The organism is Neisseria musculi (assembly GCF_014297595.2).
Lineage (GTDB): Bacteria > Pseudomonadota > Gammaproteobacteria > Burkholderiales > Neisseriaceae > Neisseria > Neisseria musculi.
In genome coordinates, this window is the sequence record NZ_CP060414.2 from 272757 (window position 1) to 292496 (window position 19740).

Below are 19740 nucleotides of genomic sequence, written 5' to 3' on the forward strand. Positions count from 1 at the left end.
AGTTTTTACGAACCGCTGCCGTGGTTTGCGGCTTTGCGGCGGTGCCGGAAAATATTTATCACGGGCTTGACAACAGGCGGAAGCACCGGCCGCAATCCGCTGCAGGGCGGGGGTATGGTGAATATCTTTATTTCCTGCTTCGGCTCAGCCCCGCTTAAAGAAAGCGGCTTTGCCCGCCGCAACGGCAGCAAAACCGGTTTCTTCATTGCCGGCGGCTTGCCGTTTTATGCCTTGTGCCGGAAATACGGGTTTGCTATAAAATCCACTGTTAAATCATGCTGCTGCCGCGAAAAGCAGCGTTTCACCCATATTGAGGTAAGGATGTTTTTATGAACCCGTTAGCTGCCGATTTCCACACCGGTTTTGCCGCAAAGCCCGTGATTGTGGCGCTGGATTTTGCCAACGAACACGATACGCTGGCGTTTGTGCGCCGTCTTTCTCCCGAGCTGTGCCGCTTGAAAATCGGCAAAGAGCTGTTTACCGCCACCGGCCGCCGTTTGGCCGAAAACCTGATTAACCAAGGCTTCGAGCTGTTTCTCGATTTGAAATACCACGATATTCCCAACACCGTGGCCAAAGCCTGCCGCGCGGCGGCGGAGATGGGGGTGTGGATGGTCGATATGCACGCCTGCGGCGGCCGCCGCATGATGGAGGCCGCTGCCGAAGCCGTAGCCAATCAGGCGCACAGGCCGCTGCTAATCGGTGTAACTGTGCTCACCAGCATGGAAGAGGCCGACTTGGCCGAAACCGGCCTGAACGCGCCGGTGGAAGAGTTGGTGTTGCGCTGGGCCAAACTCGCGCAAAGCTCGGGCTTGGACGGCGTGGTGTGTTCCGCCCGCGAAGCCGCCCCGCTGCGCCGCGGCTTGGGCGGAGATTTTGTGCTGGTTACGCCCGGTATCCGCCTCGATGTGGCGGGCAACAGCGATGACCAGCGCCGAATCATGACTCCGGCTCAGGCGCTGGCGGCCGGCTCCACTTATCTGGTGATGGGCCGACCCGTTACCCAGGCCGCCGACCCCGTTGCCGTGCTGCGCGAAATCAACACGGCAGCGGCAGGCTGAGTGTTCAGACGGCCGCACCCGCCCGCTTTCCCGCCGCCGCACGTCAACAGGCAGGCTCTGCCTGAAGCAGGCGGTTCGGCCGGTATTGCGGCCGTCTGAAAACGTTTGGGCGGCACCCCGCCACACCGCTTCTGCGGCAGAATCCGCAGGTATCGGAGCCGTCTGAAAATGTTCGGGGGGTACCCCGCAGCGTTTGAAGATGCCGCCCCTCCCCAAAAAACGGCGGCAACAGCGGGCGGCCGCAGCGCAGGCCGTCTGAAAACCGATAACAGATTGGATGGAAATATGGCGTTTTCCCTTTCCCCCGAAACCCTGAAAGCGCATTTTGCGCGGGCACGCGTATTGGTGGTGGGCGATGTGATGCTCGACCGCTATTGGTTTGGCGATGTGTCGCGCATTTCGCCTGAAGCACCCGTGCCGGTGGCCAAAATCGGCAAAACCGACCAGCGCGCCGGCGGTGCGGCCAATGTTGCCCGCAACGTTGCCTCGCTGGGCGGGCAGGCTGCTTTGCTGTCGGTAACCGGCAACGATGAGGCGGCTGGCGTGCTCGAGGGGCTGATGCGGCAAGACGGCGTGGCCGCTCATTTGGTGCGTGATTCCGAAATCGCCACCACGGTGAAACTGCGCGTGGTGGCACGCAACCAGCAGCTTATCCGGCTCGACTTTGAAGAAACGCCGCACCGCGAAATCCTCGATTCGGTGAAAGACCAATACCGCGCCCTACTGCCTGAATACGATGTGGTGGTTTTGTCGGACTACGGCAAAGGCGGCCTGCTGCATGTGGCCTCGATGATAGAATGGGCGCGCCGGGCCGGCAAACCCGTGTTAATCGACCCCAAAGGCGGCGACTATGAAAAATATGCCGGCTCCACCCTGCTCACCCCCAACCGTGCCGAGTTGAAAGAGGTGGCGGGCAGCTGGCGCAGCGAAGCAGAATTGGCCGAAAAAGCCCGCCGTTTGTGCCGTAATCTCGAATTCGAGGCATTGCTGCTGACCCGCAGCGAAGAGGGCATGACCTTATTTGACGGCAATGAAATCATTAACCAACCCACGCGCGCGCAGGAAGTTTATGACGTGTCCGGCGCGGGCGACACCGTTATCGCCAGCATGGGTTTGGGGCTGGCCGCCGGTTTGAGCCTGCCCGAAGCCATGCACATTGCCAACAGTGCCGCAGGTGTGGTGGTGGCCAAATTGGGCACGGCGGTGTGTCCGTTTGACGAGTTGGCGGCTGCGCTCGAAAAGGAATAACGGCGGTTTCAGAGGGCCTTGAAAGGAGATGCTGTGCACCAACCCGGTTTGGAAAAATCAAACGCAGGCAGGCCGATGAAGCGTATCTTTATGATAATTCCGGGGCAGAGTTGGCATGGGTGCGGTATGCTGCCGGCGGTAAAGTTTATCTGCAAACCGATGCGCAGCCAGCATGGGTGCAGAAGCTGATACAAACATTAACGGCCGTCTGAAAGCCCGAGGCTTTTTCAGACGGCCTCCCGAAAGGAAAAATCATGACCATCATCGTAACCGGTGCCGCCGGCTTTATCGGCAGCAACATCGTTCAGGCCTTAAACCGGCGCGGCATCACCGATATCGTTGCCGTGGATAATTTAAGCCGCGGCGAAAAATTCAAAAACCTGGCCGGGTGCGAAATCGCCCATTATCTCGACAAACACGAGTTTATCCGCCAAGTGCGCGAACACGCGCTGCCCTACGACAACATCGAAGCCGTGTTCCACGAGGGTGCCTGCTCCGACACCATGGAGCACGATGGGCGCTATATGATGGACAACAACTATCAATACAGCCTCGATCTGCTCGATTGGTGCCAAGACGAACGCATTCCCTATCTTTATGCCTCCAGTGCGGCGGTGTATGGCAAAGGCGAGGTATTCCGCGAAGAGCGGGAGCTGGAAAAACCGCTCAATGTTTACGGCTATTCCAAATTCCAATTCGACCAGGTGGTGCGCCGCCGCCTGAAAGAAGGGCTGAGTGCGCAGGTGGCGGGCTTCCGCTATTTCAACGTTTACGGGCAGCACGAGCAGCACAAAGGCCGCATGGCATCGGTGGCCTTCCACCACTTCAACCAATACCGCGAAAACGGCTACGTTAATCTCTTCGGCGCATACGGCGGCTATGATAAAGGTGGGCAAACCCGCGATTTCGTGAGCGTGGAAGACGTGGTAAAAGTAAACCTGTTTTTCTTCGACCACCCCGAAAAATCAGGTATTTTCAACCTTGGCACCGGCCGCGGCCGCCCGTTTAACGAGTTGGCGGCCGCTACCGTCAACGCCTGCCGCTCGGCCGAAGGCAAAGCAGCGATGACGTTGGAAGAGCTGGTGAAAGAAGAGCTTATCCGCTATATCCCGTTTCCCGATGCGCTCAAAGGCAAATACCAGAGCTTTACCGAAGCCGATATTTCGCGTTTGCGCGAAGCGGGCTATGACGGCACTTTCTTCGATGTGGACGAAGGTGTCGGCCGCTATGTGGCGTGGATGCTGGAAAACCTGTAGCTGCGCCGCAAAACGGCACGGCGGAATACTTTACAGGCCTTCAAACGGCTTTCAGACGGCCTTTGGAGCCGAGTTGCAAATAATCGGGGAAAGTGCCGCAGACGGCCGTCTGAAAGCGCAAAGCGGGCGGCGCGGTTTGTTTGATTATCCCTTCTCAGCAAAGGAAACCATCATGAGCAGATACGACTTTTCAACTGCCGATCTCATCGACACGGCACCGGACACGCCATCGTGCGAAACCCAGCTGCGCCATTTCGGCCGCCGCCACCGCTTCTGCGGCAGAATCCGCACCGTCAAATGCAGCCGCGACAACGGCTTGGTGAAACAGTTGATGAACACGCATTCAGACGGTGAAGTGTTGGTGGTGGACGGCGGCGGCGATTTATACAGCGCGCTGATGGGCGATATGGTTGCCGGCGCAGGTGCTGCAAACGGCTGGGCGGGCGCGGTGGTTTTCGGCGCAGTGCGCGACAGCGAAATACTCAACACGCTCGATTTCGGCGTGAAAGCGCTGGGCACCAATCCGCGCAAAAGCGGCAAAGAAGGCACGGGCGAAGTGGACGTTCCGGTCAGTTTCGGCGGCATAACCTTCACCCCCGGCCACTATCTCTACAGTGATTCAGACGGCATTTTGGTGTCGGAGCGGCCGTTGGGCTGAGTGCAGGCGGCGGCACGGCTGCCGCTTGGGTACATTTTCAATCGGGCAGATAATCAGGAGTAAAATATGCAGGTAACTTCACAATGGTTGGACGGCATGTGTTTTGTCGGCACCACCGGACACGGACACAGCGTGGTGATGGAAGGCGCGGCGGCAGAGGGGCAGGCCAAACGCGGCCCCAGCCCGATGGAAATGCTGCTGCTGGGCGTGGCGGGCTGTTCCAGCATCGATGTGGTGATGATTGCCCAAAAACAACGGCAGAACATCACCGACTGCCGGGCATCGGTAACAGCCAGGCGCGCAGACACCACGCCGCGCGTGTTTACCGAAATCCATATTCATTTCAAAGTGTTCGGCCGTGATCTCAAAGAAAGTGCCATTGCCAAAGCGGTGGAGATGTCGGCCGAAAAATACTGCTCCGCTTCGATTATGCTGGGCAAGGCGGCAACCGTAACACACAGTTTCGAATTGGCGCAGGCATAAAGGTTTTGCCGGCAGAGGCCGTCTGAAAAAACGTTCGGACGGCCTTGAAATCCATCTGATGACGATGGAACAAAGAGACGAAATATGTTTGAAAGCAACAATATATTTGATGCCCCTGCCGCCTCCGATTCCGTGGAAGAGCGGCACGACTCCGAACTGTTCAGGGTATATGCCGGGATTCTCGACAGAATCACCGACCACCAGTTCCGCCCCGGACACAAACTGACCGAATCGGATTTGTGCCGGCAGATGGTGTGTTCGCGCGGCACCGTGCGTGGCGCACTCTCGCTGCTGGCACACGATAAAATCGTTGATTTGCAGCCCAACCGCGGTGCATTTGTGCATGTTCCCGATGCCAAAGAAATGCAGGACGTATTCAAAATGCGCATCGCGCTGGAAGAAACCGTTATCGGTATGCTGCTCGAGCAGCCCGATTTGGCCGGGCGCGCCCAACCGCTGTATGCCTTGACAGAGCGGGAAGAAGCTGCTTTCACCCGCGGCGACCGCGTAGCATGGAACCGCCTTTCCAATGCTTTTCACGTTGAATTGGCGCGGCTGCTTGACAACAGCGTGCTGCTTGACACCGTCAATGCCCTGTGTGCTCGTTCTTCGCTGATTATTGCTGTTTTCGACACCCCGAAAGACCGTTTGCGCCACACCTATTGCGAGCACCGCGAAATTCTCGATTTGCTGGTGGCGGGCAAAGGCAGCCGTGCCTGCAAAATGATGCGTAAGCACTTAGGGCAGTGTCAGGCGCGTCTGCTGCAAAAATTCGGCCTGGAAGGGGAATAAACGGCTGCCGGCCGTGTGGCGGGGGGGGGTATGCCGTGTGGTGAGGCTGATACGGAAACCTTATCCCGCCCGGGCGCGGTTGGCGATTCAGCCTGAAGTGTCTTGCAACGACAGGCCGTCTGAAAATGATCCAATATTGTTTGACGGCGGCAAATCTTCGTGTCTGTTTTTTGAATTTTGCCGAAACACCGGACAACCCCGCCTTACTCAGGTTTGTTCCGCGTATCTGTTAAAATCTGCCTTTTCGATTCCGACCTGCCAACCATGAATCTTGCCAAACGCTTGGATAATCTCCTGCCGCAAACCCAATGCCGCGAATGCGGTTATCAGGGCTGCCTGCCCTATGCGCAGGCGTTGGCCGAAGGCAGGGCCGAAATCAATCTGTGTGCGCCGGGGGGAGAGGCGGTGATGCTGGATATCGCCGGCCTGCTCGGCAGAGCGCCGGTACGGCCTGTGAAGACTCAGGAAAAAGCCTTGGCGTGGATAGATGAAACGGTGTGTATCGGCTGCACGGCCTGCATCAGAGCCTGCCCGGTCGATGCCATTATGGGCGCATCCAAGCAGATGCACACGGTTATCCGCAACGAATGCACGGGTTGCCGATTGTGTGTGGCACCGTGCCCGGTAGACTGCATTCATATGCAGCCGGTAGAGGCAGATTTTCTGCCGTTGGCGCGGGCAGATGCGCATGGCTGCGAACCGCGCAAGGCCGCCGCAGAATATGCCCGCGTCCGTTTTAACCGGCACGAAGCGCGCCGGGCAAGGAATTTGCAGGAGAAAAAAGCCCGTTTGACCGAATGTGAAGCCGCTGTGAAAGCCAAAGTGCGAGATGGGGCGGCAGCGTTGCACACCGCAACTGCCCCGTTTAATCCCGCCGATTTGATTGCGCAGGCAATGGCGCGTGCGCAGGCGCAACAAGCGCAGCGGGCGGTGTCGGCCAATAGGGCAGCCTATCAGGCGCAACAGTTGGAAGAAGCCAAGGAGCGTGCGGCCTACCGCCGTGCGCAGCGCGATTTACAATACGGAACAGCAGATGAAAAAGCAGCAGCATTGGTGTTTCTGCAGCAATATAAGGCCGGGCAGGAAGCCAAACAGACCAAGCGCGGAGCAACGTGAAAAATAAAGTCTGCTGTGTAGAATACGTGCAAACAAAGCCTGTGCGCGGCAGCGGTGATGAATGCCCGCGCTGGCAAGGCGGATATGGCTGTTATTGCTGCAGTTTGCGGCAAGGTTTTCTTCCCAACCGGAGGCATACATAACCGGCTGATTTTAAAATAAGAGAAGGCGGCAGGCTGTGGATAGTACCAATACGCAACCGGGCAAATACTGTTATGGTTTTTAAAGCCGGCTGTCAGCGGCAGGGCTTTTGAGAAATGGTAATAACCTGGCAAAACAGGCTGCGCACCCGGCCAAAATACCCTCAATGCCGTCTGAAAGGCTTTAATATCGTTTTTAGCTTCGCAAGGCCGCCGGCTACTCCGCACGGGTGGGAATCCAGATGAAAATAGAAATATCGATTAAAAAATGCCATGATACCGAAAGCTTGGATTCCCCTCTGCGCGGGAGCGCAGTAAACAAACTTCTTGTTTTTGAATTTTGCAAAGATTTCAGGCCGTCTGAAAGTTTCAGACGGCCTGTTTTAAAATGCCTGCTGCTTAATGGTGGTGTCCGTGTTCGCCGTGTACATGACCGTGGGCAATTTCTTCTTCGCTGGCATCGCGCACGCTGTCGATCATGGCTTTGAAACGGATTTTCATGCCGGCCAGCGGGTGGTTGCCGTCAACCACGGCTTTGCCGTCTGCCACATCGGTTACGCGGTAAACCCATACATCGCCGGTTTCGGGGTCATCGGCTTCGAACATCATGCCGACTTCCACTTCAACGGGGAATACGTCTGCATCTTCGATGCGCACCAACTCCGGGTCTTGTTCGCCGAAAGCATCATCGGGCTGCAGGATGATATCGACCACATCCCCCGCTTCTTTGCCGTGCAGCGCTTCTTCTACCAACGGGAAAATCCCATCGTAGCCGCCGTGCAGGTAAGCGATGGGTTGTTCGGTTTTGTCGAGTAACTGGTCGTTGGCGTCAAACATTTCGTAATGCAGGGTAACAACTGAATTTTTTTGGATGACCATGCTTAAAGATCCTTGTTTGTTTTGGAAATTCGGTTTCTTCAGTGAAGGATTTTCAATTATAACACACTTACGGCGGCGGCCCGGTTTACACTTAGTCCGGCAAAATCAAGCTGTATCTGTCAAAAATTATGCAAATGTTGTACTTTTGCTACTTTTTGCATTATTGTGGCAAATAATGCTTAAATAACCAATAAAATAGTTTTATTCGTTATTGAATGTTTAAAAATTTGAAATTTCAATGCAAACTTTAATTTTATTACAAAAATAAATCAGAAATTTGCAATTTATATTGAACTTATTTTGGTTTGGGCATGACTAAGTTACCATATTCATGGTTCGCTGGGTTGCGGTTGCATTGCGCCAGCCTGTCAGGTCGGGCATAATGCCGAAATTCAGCAATGAATTCTTTTTTCATATGAGACTGGGTTTTGCCTGTGTCAATTTGTTTAAATCGATTTAAAAGGTATTGAAAATGAAAAAATCTTTGTTAGCCGCTGCTCTGATGTCTTTGTTCTTGGCTGCCTGCGGCCAGCAGGCTGCGGCTCCCGATGCTGCTGCTTCTGCTGCCAGCGAGGCTGTTGATGCTGCGGCTTCTGTCGTAGATGCTGCTGCTTCTGAGGTTTCTGCTGCCGCTTCTGAAGTTTCTGAAGCTGCTTCTGCTGCCGAAGCTGCCGCTGAGGCGGCTACCGATGCCGCCGCTTCTGCTGCTGAAACCGCCGCCGATGCTGCTGCTTCTGCCGCTGATGCCGCCGCTTCTGCTGCACAGTAAGCATTTTCTGCAATGATGCGGCAAAAAGCAGAATACACTGTATTCTGCTTTTTGTTTTGGGCAGATGTTTTGCCTGCCAAACTTTTTGAAGCGGTTTCAAAAAGTTTTTCTGTTTTTCAGACGGCCTGAATATGAGTTCACATATCAAAGCGGCACTGCGGCAATTTTTAAATGCAGACGAAATAATAGAAAGCGCACCGCAATGGCTCACCGACCAGCGTTGCCGCTATAGCGGCAGAGCCGATGCCTTGGTGCAGCCTAAAAGCATAAATGCCGTGCAGCAGCTGATGCGGTTTTGCTTTCAAAACAAGATTCCGGTAACGCCGCAGGGCGGCAACACGGGGTTATGCGGTGCTGCCGTGCCCGATGGCGGCGTGCTTTTAAACCTTTCCAAACTCAACCGCATCCGCAGCATCAACTTGGCCGATAACGCCATCACAGTGGACGCTGGCATAGTGCTGCAAGCGGTACAGCAAGCGGCGGCGGCGGCGGGGCGGCTGTTTCCGCTGAGTTTGGCCAGTGAGGGATCGTGCCAAATCGGCGGTAATATTGCCTGCAATGCGGGCGGATTGAATGTGTTGCGCTACGGAACCATGCGCGATTTGGTATTGGGATTGGAAGTGGTGTTGCCAAACGGAGAGTTGGTGCAGCATTTGCATCCGTTGCATAAAAATACCACCGGCTATGATTTGCGGCATTTGTTTATCGGCAGCGAGGGCACATTGGGTGTGGTAACGGGGGCGGTGCTGAAACTGTTTGCGTTGCCGAAAACCGTTGAAACCGTGTGGGTAGGCGTGGATTCGATAGAGCAAGCGGTGGCGTTGCTCACGTTGGTGCAGGGTGTTTTTGCCGAACGGTTGTGCAGTTTCGAACTGGCCGGCCGTTTTGCCTTGGCGTTGTCGTCCGATTTCAGCCGTATCGGCAAGCCGGTAGACGCATCGTGGCATATTTTGCTGGAGTTGGCCGATTCGATGGAAAGCGGCAGTTTGGGCGAAGAGCTGGCAGAGCTTTTGTTGGCACACGGTTTTGGCAATGCTGTAGCGGCGCAGTCCGAAACCGAGCGCCGGGTCTTGTGGACGCTTCGGGAAAATATTTCGGCAGCGCAGCGCAATTTGGGTGCGAGCATCAAACACGACATCGCCGTGCCGATTGCGCGGGCGGCAGAGTTTGTGGCCGGTTGTGAAAGTGCGCTTCAGACGGCTTTCCCGGGCATCAAGATTGTGGTATTCGGCCATTTGGGCGACGGCAGCCTGCATTACAATACCTTCCTGCCCGGCGTGTCGGACAACGGTGTGTATGAATATGAAGACGCGGTGAATACTGTGGTGTATGAAAACGTGCTGGCCTGCGGCGGCACGGTGGCGGCGGAGCACGGTATCGGTATGGTGAAAAAACAATGGCTGCCGAGCGTGCGCAGCGCGGCGGAAATCGCGCTGATGCGGGCGGTGAAAGCGGAGCTTGATCCGCACAATATTATGAATCCGGGGAAACTGTTGCCGTAATTTTGTTTCAGACGGCCTGATACTTTTGCAAGATTCATTTGGGCCGTCTGAAAGATTCCGCTACCGCCATTCCCGCGCTGGCAGGACGCCGGCCTTAAAACCATCAATTACTTTATTTCAATAACTGACAAACAACGACCGGATTCCCGCCTGCGCGGGAATGACGGGACTTAAGCGTTTCAGACGGCATTTTAAGGGTATTTTTGCAAAAGCCCCGGCCTGGACGGCAGAGGCTTTTGCTGTTAGATAGTTTTAACAAGGGGTTTTTGGCGTGGGGGAAGGCTGTCGGCACATCGATATAGAGTGCGGCTAAGCCGTGCAGACGAGGCTGTATGTTGTCGTGTTGCAGAATCCGCTGCCGCCCTGGGGGCTGTTTTGATACGGGTCGGGGTTGTTAGAGAATTGTAATAAAGTGTGGGTATGATCCTAGGCGGCAGGCAGATTGGCACCCGCCGTTTTATCGGAATAGGGCGTCCCTTCGTTTTCGGCAGCAGGAAGCAAGCCGCAGACAGGGTAAGACAACATGGGGTCGGCTCCGTTGCCGCTTCAGCAGCCTTGCCAAACCGTTCTCTTTGCTTTTTTGGCTGAGACTCAGCAATACCGCAACAGAAATCAAGCGGGCTCACTATAATGGTATGGCGGTGAAAGATTCAGTTGTCTTGGCCGGCCATGCAACAGGCCGTCTGAAAAAGTGTTCAGACGGCCTGTTTTCGGCAAAATCAAATAATTTTACGCCTGTTTGAAAGAAGATAATAGTGCTCTGGAAGAGGCCGGGTTTGACTACATTTTATTACCTGATTTATATCAAAAAGTAATTTTATTTCAACTAAATCGTAACGCGGCTGCTGCAAATAAGTGCTATGCTTCAACTGCTCAGATACCGTATTCTTTTTCTTATCGTTTGAAAAATAAGGAGTTTTAAAATGGCTTCCACCGCACAGGAACGCCCCGCTGCTTGGGCCGGTTTTAAAGCCGGCGAGTGGGAAAACAGTATTAATGTACGTGATTTTATTCAAAAAAACTACACGCCTTATGAAGGTAATGCCGATTTTTTAGCACCTGCCACCGAAGCCACCACCAAATTGTGGGCAGAAGTGATGGAGGGTATCAAGGTGGAAAACCGTACCCATGAGCCTTACAAAATCGATGCCCAAGTGGTTTCCGGCATCACCAGCCACCAGCCGGGCTATATTGATAAAGCGTTGGAAACCGTGGTGGGTTTGCAAACCGATGAGCCGTTAAAGCGCTCTATCATGCCTTTCGGCGGTTTGAAAATGGTGCAGGATTCCTGCAATATTTACCGCGTGGAGCTTAATCCTGCGGTAACCGAAGTTTTCACCAAATACCGCAAAACACACAATCAGGGTGTGTTTGACGTTTATACCCCCGATATCCGCCGCTGCCGCAAATCAGGCGTGCTGACCGGCCTGCCCGATGCTTACGGCCGGGGCCGCATCATCGGCGATTACCGCCGCGTGGCATTGTATGGCATCGACCGCTTGATGACCGACAAAGTAGCGCAGTTCGATTCGCTGCAACCCGATTTGGAAGCCGGTAAAAATTTGGAAGAAGTTATCCGCCGCCGCGAAGAAATCAATGACCAATATAAAGCCTTGGGTCAAATGAAAGAAATGGCCGCCGGCTACGGCTTCGATATTTCCGGCCCCGCTAAAAACGCCCGTGAGGCCGTGCAGTGGACGTATTTTGCCTACCTGGCTGCGGTGAAATCGCAAAACGGCGCCGCCATGTCGTTTGGCCGTGTGGCAACTTTTTTGGATATCTTCATCGAACGCGACTTGCAAAACGGCACATTAACCGAAGTCGAAGCGCAGGAATTGATCGATCATTTGGTGATGAAACTGCGCATGGTGCGCTTTTTGCGCACGCCCGAATACGACCAATTGTTTTCCGGCGACCCGATTTGGGCCACCGAATCCATCGGCGGTATGGGCTTGGACGGCCGCACGCTGGTAACCAAAAACAGCTTCCGTTTCCTGCACACCCTGTATAACATGGGCCCCTCGCCCGAGCCGAACATTACTGTGTTGTGGTCGGAACAGCTGCCCGAGGGCTTCAAGCATTTCTGCGCCAAAGTATCCATCGACACTTCGTCTATCCAATACGAAAACGATGATTTGATGCGCCCCGATTTCAACAGCGATGATTATGCGATTGCCTGCTGCGTGAGCCCGATGGTGGTCGGCAAGCATATGCAGTTTTTCGGTGCACGCGCCAATTTGGCCAAAACCCTGTTATACGCAATCAACGGCGGTGTGGACGAAAAATCTAAAGAGCAGGTCGGCCCCAAAACAGAGCCGATTCTAGATGAAGTGCTGGATTTCGACACTGTGATGACGAGAATGGACAGCTTTATGGATTGGCTGGCCACGCAATATGTTACCGCGCTGAACATCATCCACTACATGCACGACAAATACTCGTATGAAGCCGCGCTGATGGCACTGCACGACCGCGATATCAAACGCACCATGGCCTGCGGTATTGCCGGTTTGTCGGTAGCTGCCGACTCGCTTTCCGCCATTAAATACGCCAAAGTCAAACCCGTGCGCGATGAAAACAACATTGCTGTCGATTTTGAAATCGAAGGCGAATACCCGCAGTTCGGCAACAACGATGACCGTGTCGATGACATTGCCTGCGATTTGGTGGAACGCTTCATGCGCAAAGTGGCCACCCACCCGATGTACCGCAACGCGATTCCGACCCAATCCGTGCTCACCATCACTTCCAATGTGGTTTACGGCAAAAAAACCGGCAACACGCCCGACGGCCGCCGCGCAGGTGCACCTTTCGGTCCTGGCGCCAATCCCATGCACGGCCGCGATGTGAACGGCGCGGTGGCTTCGCTCAGCTCGGTAGCCAAACTGCCGTTCGAGTTCGCCAAAGACGGTATTTCCTATACCTTCTCGATTGTGCCGGGCGCATTGGGTAAAGACGAGCAATCCCGCGAACGCAACCTTGCAGGCCTGATGGACGGTTATTTCCACCACGAAGCAGGAGAGGTAGAAGGCGGCCAACACCTGAACGTGAACGTACTCAACCGCGAAACCCTGCTGGATGCGATGGAGCATCCGGAAAAATACCCGCAGCTCACCATCCGCGTATCAGGCTACGCCGTGCGCTTCAACTCGCTGACCCGCGAGCAGCAGCAAGACGTGATTACCCGCACTTTCACCGCCAATATGTAGTTCTTTGCGGGCTTGTGAACGCCATGCCGGGTGATTTTACCCGGCATTTTTTCAGACGGCCTTAATTTTCAGCAAAGGCCGTCTGAAAGCATTAATCAAAGCAGAACAGATGTTTATAAAACATGGCGGCGGGCGGCAGATTGCCGTTATGCCCAAACCGGTGCAAACTGCATTTTTGCGTACACACCGCTTCGCCCTGTAGGCAGAAGCTTTCTGCTGCAATATCAGCAACATTCAGAATAAATGAAAAAAGGCAACACCATGCAAACCTACACCATCAAACCCGACAACGAACAGCGCGAAGGCCGCAGGGGCTATCACGGCACCGCCATCGTGCATTCCATCGAATCCTGCGGCACGGTGGACGGGCCGGGTTTGCGGTTTGTGCTGTTTCTGCAGGGCTGCCTGATGCGCTGCCTGTATTGCCACAACCGCGACACTTGGGAGATGCACACCGACAAATCGCAAGAGCTCACGGTGGAGCAGGTGATGAAGCAGGTGTTGTCATACCGCCACTACCTCAAAGCCACCGGCGGCGGCATAACCGCAACCGGCGGCGAACCGCTGCTGCAATACGAATTTCTGCGCGACTGGTTTACCGCCTGCCGCCAACACGATATCCACACTTGTCTCGACACCAACGGCTATGCCCTGCATTACGATGAAATTCTCGATGACTTGCTCGACCACACCAATCTGGTGATGCTCGATTTGAAACAGATGGATCCTGAAATCCACAAAGTGCTGGTGGGCATTCCCAACACCAAAACCCTCAACTTCGCCCGCTATCTGGCCGAGCGCGGTCAACCCACACGCGTGCGCTACGTTATCGTGCCGGGCTACACCGATGACGAATGTTCGGCCAACCTGCTCGGCGAATTTATCGGCGGCATGGAAAACGTGGAAACCGTGGAGCTTCTGCCGTATCACGAACTGGGCGCGCACAAATGGGCGCTGTGCGGAGACGAATACCAACTCAAAGGCGTACGCCCTCCGCCCAAAGAAACCGTGTTGCGGATTAAAGAAATTCTAGAAGGCTACGGTAAAAATATTATCCTGTGAGCCTTGAAAACGTTCTAGGCCGTCTGAAACCAGGCCGTCTGAAAAGTGCAGCATTTTCAAAACTTCTTGAGGCTTTTTTCGTTTCGGGGCACCGTTTGGAAAAGGCCGCCTTCAGAAACAGAAAACGGAATCGGAGTTTTCACGCCATAAACATATAGCGGAACGGGTGTGGTTTGGGCATTCCGACATATGAAATCATTGATATAAAATTTTATAATTTCTTAAATTAAGAAATTTAAATTTTCATAAAAATAAAAAATATAGATTTACACAATAAAATAGCCGGAAAGTGGATTTTTGGCTTGCCATATCCCGCCTAAGCCGCTAAGCTCTCCAGCCTGATTCATCTGCATAGAAAAGAACCATCATGAACCTGCAGCACCGCCAAACAGACGATGTAAAAATCAAAGAAATCAAAGAACTGCTGCCGCCGATTGCCCATCTGTATGACCTGCCTATCAGTGAAGCTGCTTCTGATTTGGTTTACCGAACCCGCCGGGAAGTAGCCGGGTTGGTTCACGGCAAAGACAACCGCCTGCTGGTGGTAATCGGCCCCTGTTCTATCCACGACCCGGGTGCTGCGCTCGAATATGCCGCGCGGCTGCTGCCGCTGCGCAAAAAATACGAAAAAGAGCTGCTGGTTGTGATGCGCGTTTATTTTGAGAAACCGCGCACCACCGTAGGTTGGAAAGGCTTGATCAACGACCCCCATTTGGACGGCTCATTCGATATAAACTTCGGCCTGAGGCAGGCGCGCAAACTGCTGCTTGCGTTGAACGATATGGGTATGCCGGCATCTACCGAGTTTCTCGATATGATTACACCGCAATATTATGCCGACCTGATTTCATGGGGCGCCATCGGTGCGCGCACCACCGAAAGCCAAGTCCACCGTGAGCTGGCCAGCGGCTTGTCGTGCCCTGTCGGCTTTAAAAACGGCACCGATGGTAATCTGAAAATCGCTATCGATGCCATTGGCGCGGCTTCCCATCCGCACCATTTTCTCTCGGTTACCAAAACCGGCCATTCCGCGATTGTACACACCGCAGGTAATCCCGACTGCCATGTGATTCTGCGCGGCGGCAAAGAGCCGAATTACAGTGCCGAGCATGTGAAAGACGCGGCTGCCCGGCTCGAGCAGGCCGGAGTGCCGCCCAAACTGATGGTAGATTTCAGCCATGCCAACAGCTGCAAAGACTATAAACGCCAAATGGCCGTGGCCGAAGATGTGGCACAGCAAATCTGCAACGGTGAAAACAATATTATGGGCGTGATGGTGGAAAGCCATTTGGTGGAAGGCCGCCAAGACAAACCGGAAACCTACGGTCAAAGCATCACCGATGCCTGCATCGGTTGGGATACAACCGAAGCGTTATTGGCATTGCTGGCCGAAGCCAACCGCAGCCGCGTGTAAATACCGTTTGGCTGGAAAATAGAGTTTTTTGAATCCAAAAATACAGATATAACTAATTGTTATTAAATAATAATTTATTCATGGATTGCCGTCGTATACAGCTTTTTTAATAGCCTTTAGGCACAAATCAGGCACACACTCAAAAACGAAAACTTAAGCCTGCCTTTTGCTATTGGGCATGTTTAATTTTTCGTTTTTTCTTTTTGGGAAAAGCAAACAGCATCTTTGAACAAAGTCATCCTTATCGGCAGTTGAGGCGCGTTCCCGAGATGCGCCATATGCCTGATGGCAAGGCCGTCTGAAATTTCAGACGACCTTTGTGTTTTCTTTTTTGTGTTTTTTCTTTTTAAGACCAGGAGGTTGATTTGAAGCAATCCGTTTTTAGTGTTTTGGCGGTGATGGCGGCATCGGTATCTGCCGTCTGTTTTGCCGCGCCTTATCCTCAATACCGGCATTTGGTAGAAAAACACGCGGCGGCGCAGGGTTTGGATGCAAACCTTGTGTGGGCGGTGATGGCACGGGAGAGCGGCGGCAGACGGTATGCCGTTTCGCACAAAGACGCGCGCGGGCTGATGCAGGTTATCCCGCCGACTGCCGCGCGGATGGGGGTAAATCCGAAATACCTGTACAACCCCGAGCACAACATCATGGCCGGTACGCGCTATCTGCGTTTTTTAAGCAACCGCTATCGCGGCAATATCGATCTGATGCTTGCCGGTTATAACGCCGGCGAGGGGGCGGTGGATCGGTACGGTGAGATTCCGCCCTACCGGGAAACCCGCAATTATGTGCGCCTGGTGCGTAACCGTTACGCGCAGTTGAGCGGCAACCCCGCCCATGCGGCGGGAACACGCAGCGCGTTGGTTGAAGCGGCCTATCAGCCGCATAAAACCGCTGCTAAGGCCGCCCGTGCGGCTTTTGTCCGGGCGGCAGCCGGTTCGCCGCCGCCGAAACAATATGCGGCGTGGGATGTGTTCCAAGAGTTTTAATTTTACCCTCGGGTAGCTGTGTTCCGGCTTAGGCCGGTTTTTTTGTATCTGCCGCCGTTGTGCGGTTTTTATTTTTGGGAGTTTGTTTGATGAAACCGATGAATCAAAAACAAGGGCAGCAAGCCGCAAAGTTTTCTTTGGCGGCTTTGTTTGTTGTTGCCGCCCATAATGCACTTGCCGCCGGCGGGCTTTCGTCTGTGGAAAGCGGCATTAAAGAGTTTACTACCGGTTTTTACGGCATTGTGGGTATTCTCGCCGGCCTCGCGCTGCTCTGTACTTTCTTATGGGGCAAGTTGGGCAAAAAGCATTGGTCCGATGTGTTAGAGGCTTGTGCATGGATTGTAGGATGTGCGGCATCTTTAGCAATTGCCAAAGCGTTGTGGGATTGGGGTAAGAGCGTCACATTGTAATAACTGAGGTCCCCTATGCAGAATCTACCTGACATCAACATAGACACCGAGTACAACACCTATGAAGGTTTGTCACGGCAAGCTACGGTTTGGGGTATTCCGATGATACCGGCGATTACGATCGTCGGTATTTTCGTTTTAATCGCCCTGTTTACTATGCAGTTTTTAGACTTGAAAGCGTTTGCCATACTTTTGATGGCTGTCCCATTTTTGGTTTTCTTAAAGCTGATGACCCAAAGGGATGACCAAGCCGTCAACATTATAGCTTTGGAGCTTTATTGGCATATCCAACGCCGCAATGCCGATTTGTTCGGCAACACACTTACCCTGATGCCCACTAAATTTGGAAGAGAACGTCATGACTACGAACGATTTATTAGAGAGGATTCTGACGAAGCAGCGCTCGCCGCAAGATTATTTGCCCCGGTTCAGTCGGCACGTTGCCGAGAATATCGTCCATTTTGAAGACGGCCGTTTGGGATTCGTTTTGAGAATGGACGGTATCCCGTTTGAAGGTGTGGACGACAAGCACCTGATTGCATCGTTTAGTGAATTAAAGCGGCTGTTTAATACGGTTGGCAAACAATATGGAAACCGCTTGGGCATTTGGACAACTGTACAGCGGCAGCGGATTAATTTAAACCGCGAATATCACTTTGATACCAAATTCTGCCGCGAGTTTGCCGAACACTATATCCGGCAGTTCAACAAGGCCGATTATTACGAAAACCTGTTTTACATTTCCGTTATCCTGAAATACGACACGTTTTCAGACGGCCTGGAAGAAATTAACGATTTGCTGGAGATAATGGCCAAAGGTCTGAACAGCTATGACCCGCATATTTTAGGTACATATGAAAATGAAAACGGCGTAATGTTTTCCGAGGTGTATCAGTTTATCGGCACCCTGATTAACGGCGGTATCCGCGAAGATATTCCCTTATCGGCCAGTGCTGCCTACACCGTAGTTCCGTCTGCCAGCGTACATTTTGGCTCAGACATAATGGAAATCCGCAATGCAGACAGCCGAAAGTTTGCCACCTGCTACGATTTGAAAGAATTCGGTATCAGCAAAATCATGGTGTTGGTGAACACCCTGTCGATTCCCTGCGAGTACACGCTGACACAGATTTTCGTGTACACCGACAATGCCGAGATGCAGACGGAAATCAACAAACAGGTTAATGCCCTTGAGAGTGTGCAGGACCAGGCAATAGACCAGCAAGACGAACTGAAACAGGGCAAAGGCGAGTTGGCCGCCGGCCGGATGATGTTCGGCGAATACACTGGAACTTTGGTGGTTTACGGAAAAACCGCGCATGAAGCACGCACCAACGGTTCAACAGTATTTACTGAGTTTCTGACTTCCGGCGGTTTTCGCTTTGTCCCGTCCACTTTGTCGATGCCGGCCACTTTTTACAGCCAAGTATTGGGCTACAAAATCCGCCCGCGTAAAATTCCTAAAACCACTACCAATCTTGCTACGGTATTTGGAATGCACAATTATTCTCAAGGAAAGTCTTGGGGCAATCCGATTGGCGACGGTTCTCCGGTAATGCCGCTGAAAACATTATCCAATACGCTGTTTAACCTGAGCCTGCACCACAGCAAAATCGACGTAAACAGCCTTGGGCAAAAAGTAGCCGGACATACGTTGATTCTCGGCGCAACCGGCACCGGCAAAACCGCCTTGGAATCGGTTATTCTGTCTTTCCTTACCCGTTTCAATCCCTATATGTTCGTATTGGATTTGGATCGCGGCATGGAAATCCTGATCCGGGCTTTACGGGGAACATATTTTGCGGTAGAAGAAGGTGTACCCAGCGGATTAAATCCTTTTCAACTACCCGACTTGCCGCAACACCGTATGTTCTTGTATGGATTGGTTGAATTATGTGCCGGCGGAGCCACCGCACAAGAGAAGCAGCAAATCAAAATGGCGGTGGATACTTTGTATGAAATAGATTTCAAAGAGCGTAATTTCAGCCGGCTGATGGAAAGCCTGCCGCCCGTGTACAGTGAAAATTCGTTACGCATCCGTTTGTCGAAGTGGTGCCGAAGCGAAGACGGTCAGTATGCGTGGTGTTTGGATAACGACAGCAACACATTCAATCCTGAAGAATTTTACCGGATCGGATTGGATGTTACCTGTATTCTCCAACCCAATTACGAGCCGACAGGCCCTGTGCTTTCTTATCTGTTCTATCTCAAAGAAATGATGTCCGAACGGGTAGCAAAGGAAGGCAGCCTTTTGGTATCGGTAGTGGCTGAATTTTGGCACGCCGCCCGGTTTGAAATGACTGCCGGCATGATGTTCAAAACACTCAAAACCGGCCGGAAAATGGGAGAATTTATGATTTTGGATTCCCAGTCACCGGAAGATGCCGTTGCCGTCGATATTTTCCCGGCCCTTATCCAACAGACACCGACCAAAATATTCCTGCCCAACCCTGAGGGTGAATATGAAGGCAGCTACCAACGGTGCGGTTTGAGCAGAAAGGAGTTCAACGAATTAATGACCAAGCCGAAAGAGAGCCGTATATTTCTAATCAAACAGAGTAAGCAGTCCGTGTTCTGCACGATGGATCTACACGGGTTTGATAATGAAATGACCGTGCTTTCGGGCACATCGGAAAATGTTTCCATTCTGCATCAGGTTATGGATGAGTGTGGTAGCGACGATCCCGATGTTTGGCTTGAACCGTTTTATCAAGCCGTGCGCCAACGCAGCGGTAAGTTTCAATAACCGCGA

General features: G+C 53.1%; 17 protein-coding genes. 16 read left to right on the top strand and 1 reads right to left on the bottom strand.

The window, feature by feature from the left end; translation table 11 throughout:
• Window positions 1-329 precede the first annotated feature (329 nt).
• From pyrF to H7A79_RS01305, 7 genes are all read left to right on the top strand, one after another.
• Entirely contained in the window at window positions 330-1061 is a 732-nt protein-coding gene (gene pyrF / locus H7A79_RS01275) for an orotidine-5'-phosphate decarboxylase (RefSeq protein WP_135036627.1), read from the top strand.
• Window positions 1062-1346: 285 nt separating this feature from the next.
• Window positions 1347-2309, top strand: a complete 963-nt coding sequence (gene rfaE1 / locus H7A79_RS01280) for a D-glycero-beta-D-manno-heptose-7-phosphate kinase (protein WP_187001586.1) — start codon at window positions 1347-1349, stop codon at window positions 2307-2309.
• 254 nt (window positions 2310-2563) lie between these two features.
• Window positions 2564-3565, top strand: coding sequence for an ADP-glyceromanno-heptose 6-epimerase (gene rfaD / locus H7A79_RS01285; RefSeq protein ID WP_187000810.1), 1002 nt, complete (start codon window positions 2564-2566; stop codon window positions 3563-3565).
• Window positions 3566-3737: 172 nt separating this feature from the next.
• Complete coding sequence (gene rraA / locus H7A79_RS01290; RefSeq protein ID WP_135036636.1) at window positions 3738-4223, top strand: ribonuclease E activity regulator RraA; 486 nt, start codon at window positions 3738-3740, stop codon at window positions 4221-4223.
• Between the two features lie 66 nt (window positions 4224-4289).
• Complete coding sequence (locus H7A79_RS01295; protein ID WP_187000811.1) at window positions 4290-4706, top strand: OsmC family protein; 417 nt, start codon at window positions 4290-4292, stop codon at window positions 4704-4706.
• A gap of 84 nt (window positions 4707-4790) precedes the next feature.
• Window positions 4791-5498, top strand: coding sequence for a GntR family transcriptional regulator (locus H7A79_RS01300; protein WP_187000812.1), 708 nt, complete (start codon window positions 4791-4793; stop codon window positions 5496-5498).
• 264 nt (window positions 5499-5762) lie between these two features.
• Window positions 5763-6614, top strand: coding sequence for an RnfABCDGE type electron transport complex subunit B (locus H7A79_RS01305; protein ID WP_187000813.1), 852 nt, complete (start codon window positions 5763-5765; stop codon window positions 6612-6614).
• 539 nt (window positions 6615-7153) lie between these two features.
• Here H7A79_RS01305 and H7A79_RS01310 read toward each other — a convergent pair.
• Window positions 7154-7633 (bottom strand): FKBP-type peptidyl-prolyl cis-trans isomerase, encoded by a 480-nt coding sequence (locus H7A79_RS01310; protein WP_187000814.1) that lies wholly within the window; start codon window positions 7631-7633, stop codon window positions 7154-7156.
• Between the two features lie 472 nt (window positions 7634-8105).
• Between H7A79_RS01310 and H7A79_RS01315 the strand changes: the two genes are divergently transcribed.
• The 9 genes from H7A79_RS01315 to H7A79_RS01355 all read left to right on the top strand — a co-directional run bounded on the left by H7A79_RS01315 (window position 8106) and on the right by H7A79_RS01355 (window position 19734).
• The gene (locus H7A79_RS01315) at window positions 8106-8402 is read left to right on the top strand and encodes a hypothetical protein (protein WP_187000815.1); all 297 of its coding nucleotides are present in this window, start codon (window positions 8106-8108) and stop codon (window positions 8400-8402) included.
• Between the two features lie 131 nt (window positions 8403-8533).
• A complete protein-coding gene (locus tag H7A79_RS01320; protein ID WP_135036609.1) occupies window positions 8534-9904 on the top strand; it encodes an FAD-binding oxidoreductase in 1371 nt (456 codons plus the stop codon).
• A gap of 923 nt (window positions 9905-10827) precedes the next feature.
• Window positions 10828-13113: a formate C-acetyltransferase gene (gene pflB / locus H7A79_RS01325; protein WP_187000816.1), complete on the top strand. Its 2286-nt coding sequence runs from the start codon at window positions 10828-10830 to the stop codon at window positions 13111-13113.
• A gap of 243 nt (window positions 13114-13356) precedes the next feature.
• Window positions 13357-14175, top strand: a complete 819-nt coding sequence (pflA, locus tag H7A79_RS01330; RefSeq protein WP_246408009.1) for a pyruvate formate lyase 1-activating protein — start codon at window positions 13357-13359, stop codon at window positions 14173-14175.
• Window positions 14176-14542: 367 nt separating this feature from the next.
• Entirely contained in the window at window positions 14543-15589 is a 1047-nt protein-coding gene (gene aroG / locus H7A79_RS01335) for a 3-deoxy-7-phosphoheptulonate synthase AroG (RefSeq protein WP_187000817.1), read from the top strand.
• 365 nt (window positions 15590-15954) lie between these two features.
• Entirely contained in the window at window positions 15955-16578 is a 624-nt protein-coding gene (locus H7A79_RS01340) for a lytic transglycosylase domain-containing protein (protein WP_246408011.1), read from the top strand.
• Window positions 16579-16667: 89 nt separating this feature from the next.
• On the top strand, window positions 16668-16988 hold the full coding sequence (locus H7A79_RS01345; RefSeq protein ID WP_135037608.1) for a TrbC/VirB2 family protein: 321 nt from the start codon (window positions 16668-16670) through the stop codon (window positions 16986-16988).
• Window positions 16989-17003: 15 nt separating this feature from the next.
• Window positions 17004-17453 carry a VirB3 family type IV secretion system protein gene (locus H7A79_RS01350; protein ID WP_187000818.1) on the top strand — a complete coding sequence of 150 codons (450 nt, stop codon included), beginning with the start codon at window positions 17004-17006 and terminating at the stop codon, window positions 17451-17453.
• Complete coding sequence (locus tag H7A79_RS01355; RefSeq protein WP_246408013.1) at window positions 17407-19734, top strand: VirB4 family type IV secretion/conjugal transfer ATPase; 2328 nt, start codon at window positions 17407-17409, stop codon at window positions 19732-19734. Before H7A79_RS01350 ends, H7A79_RS01355 begins: the two co-directional genes overlap by 47 nt.
• The last annotated feature ends 6 nt before the right edge of the window (window positions 19735-19740 follow it).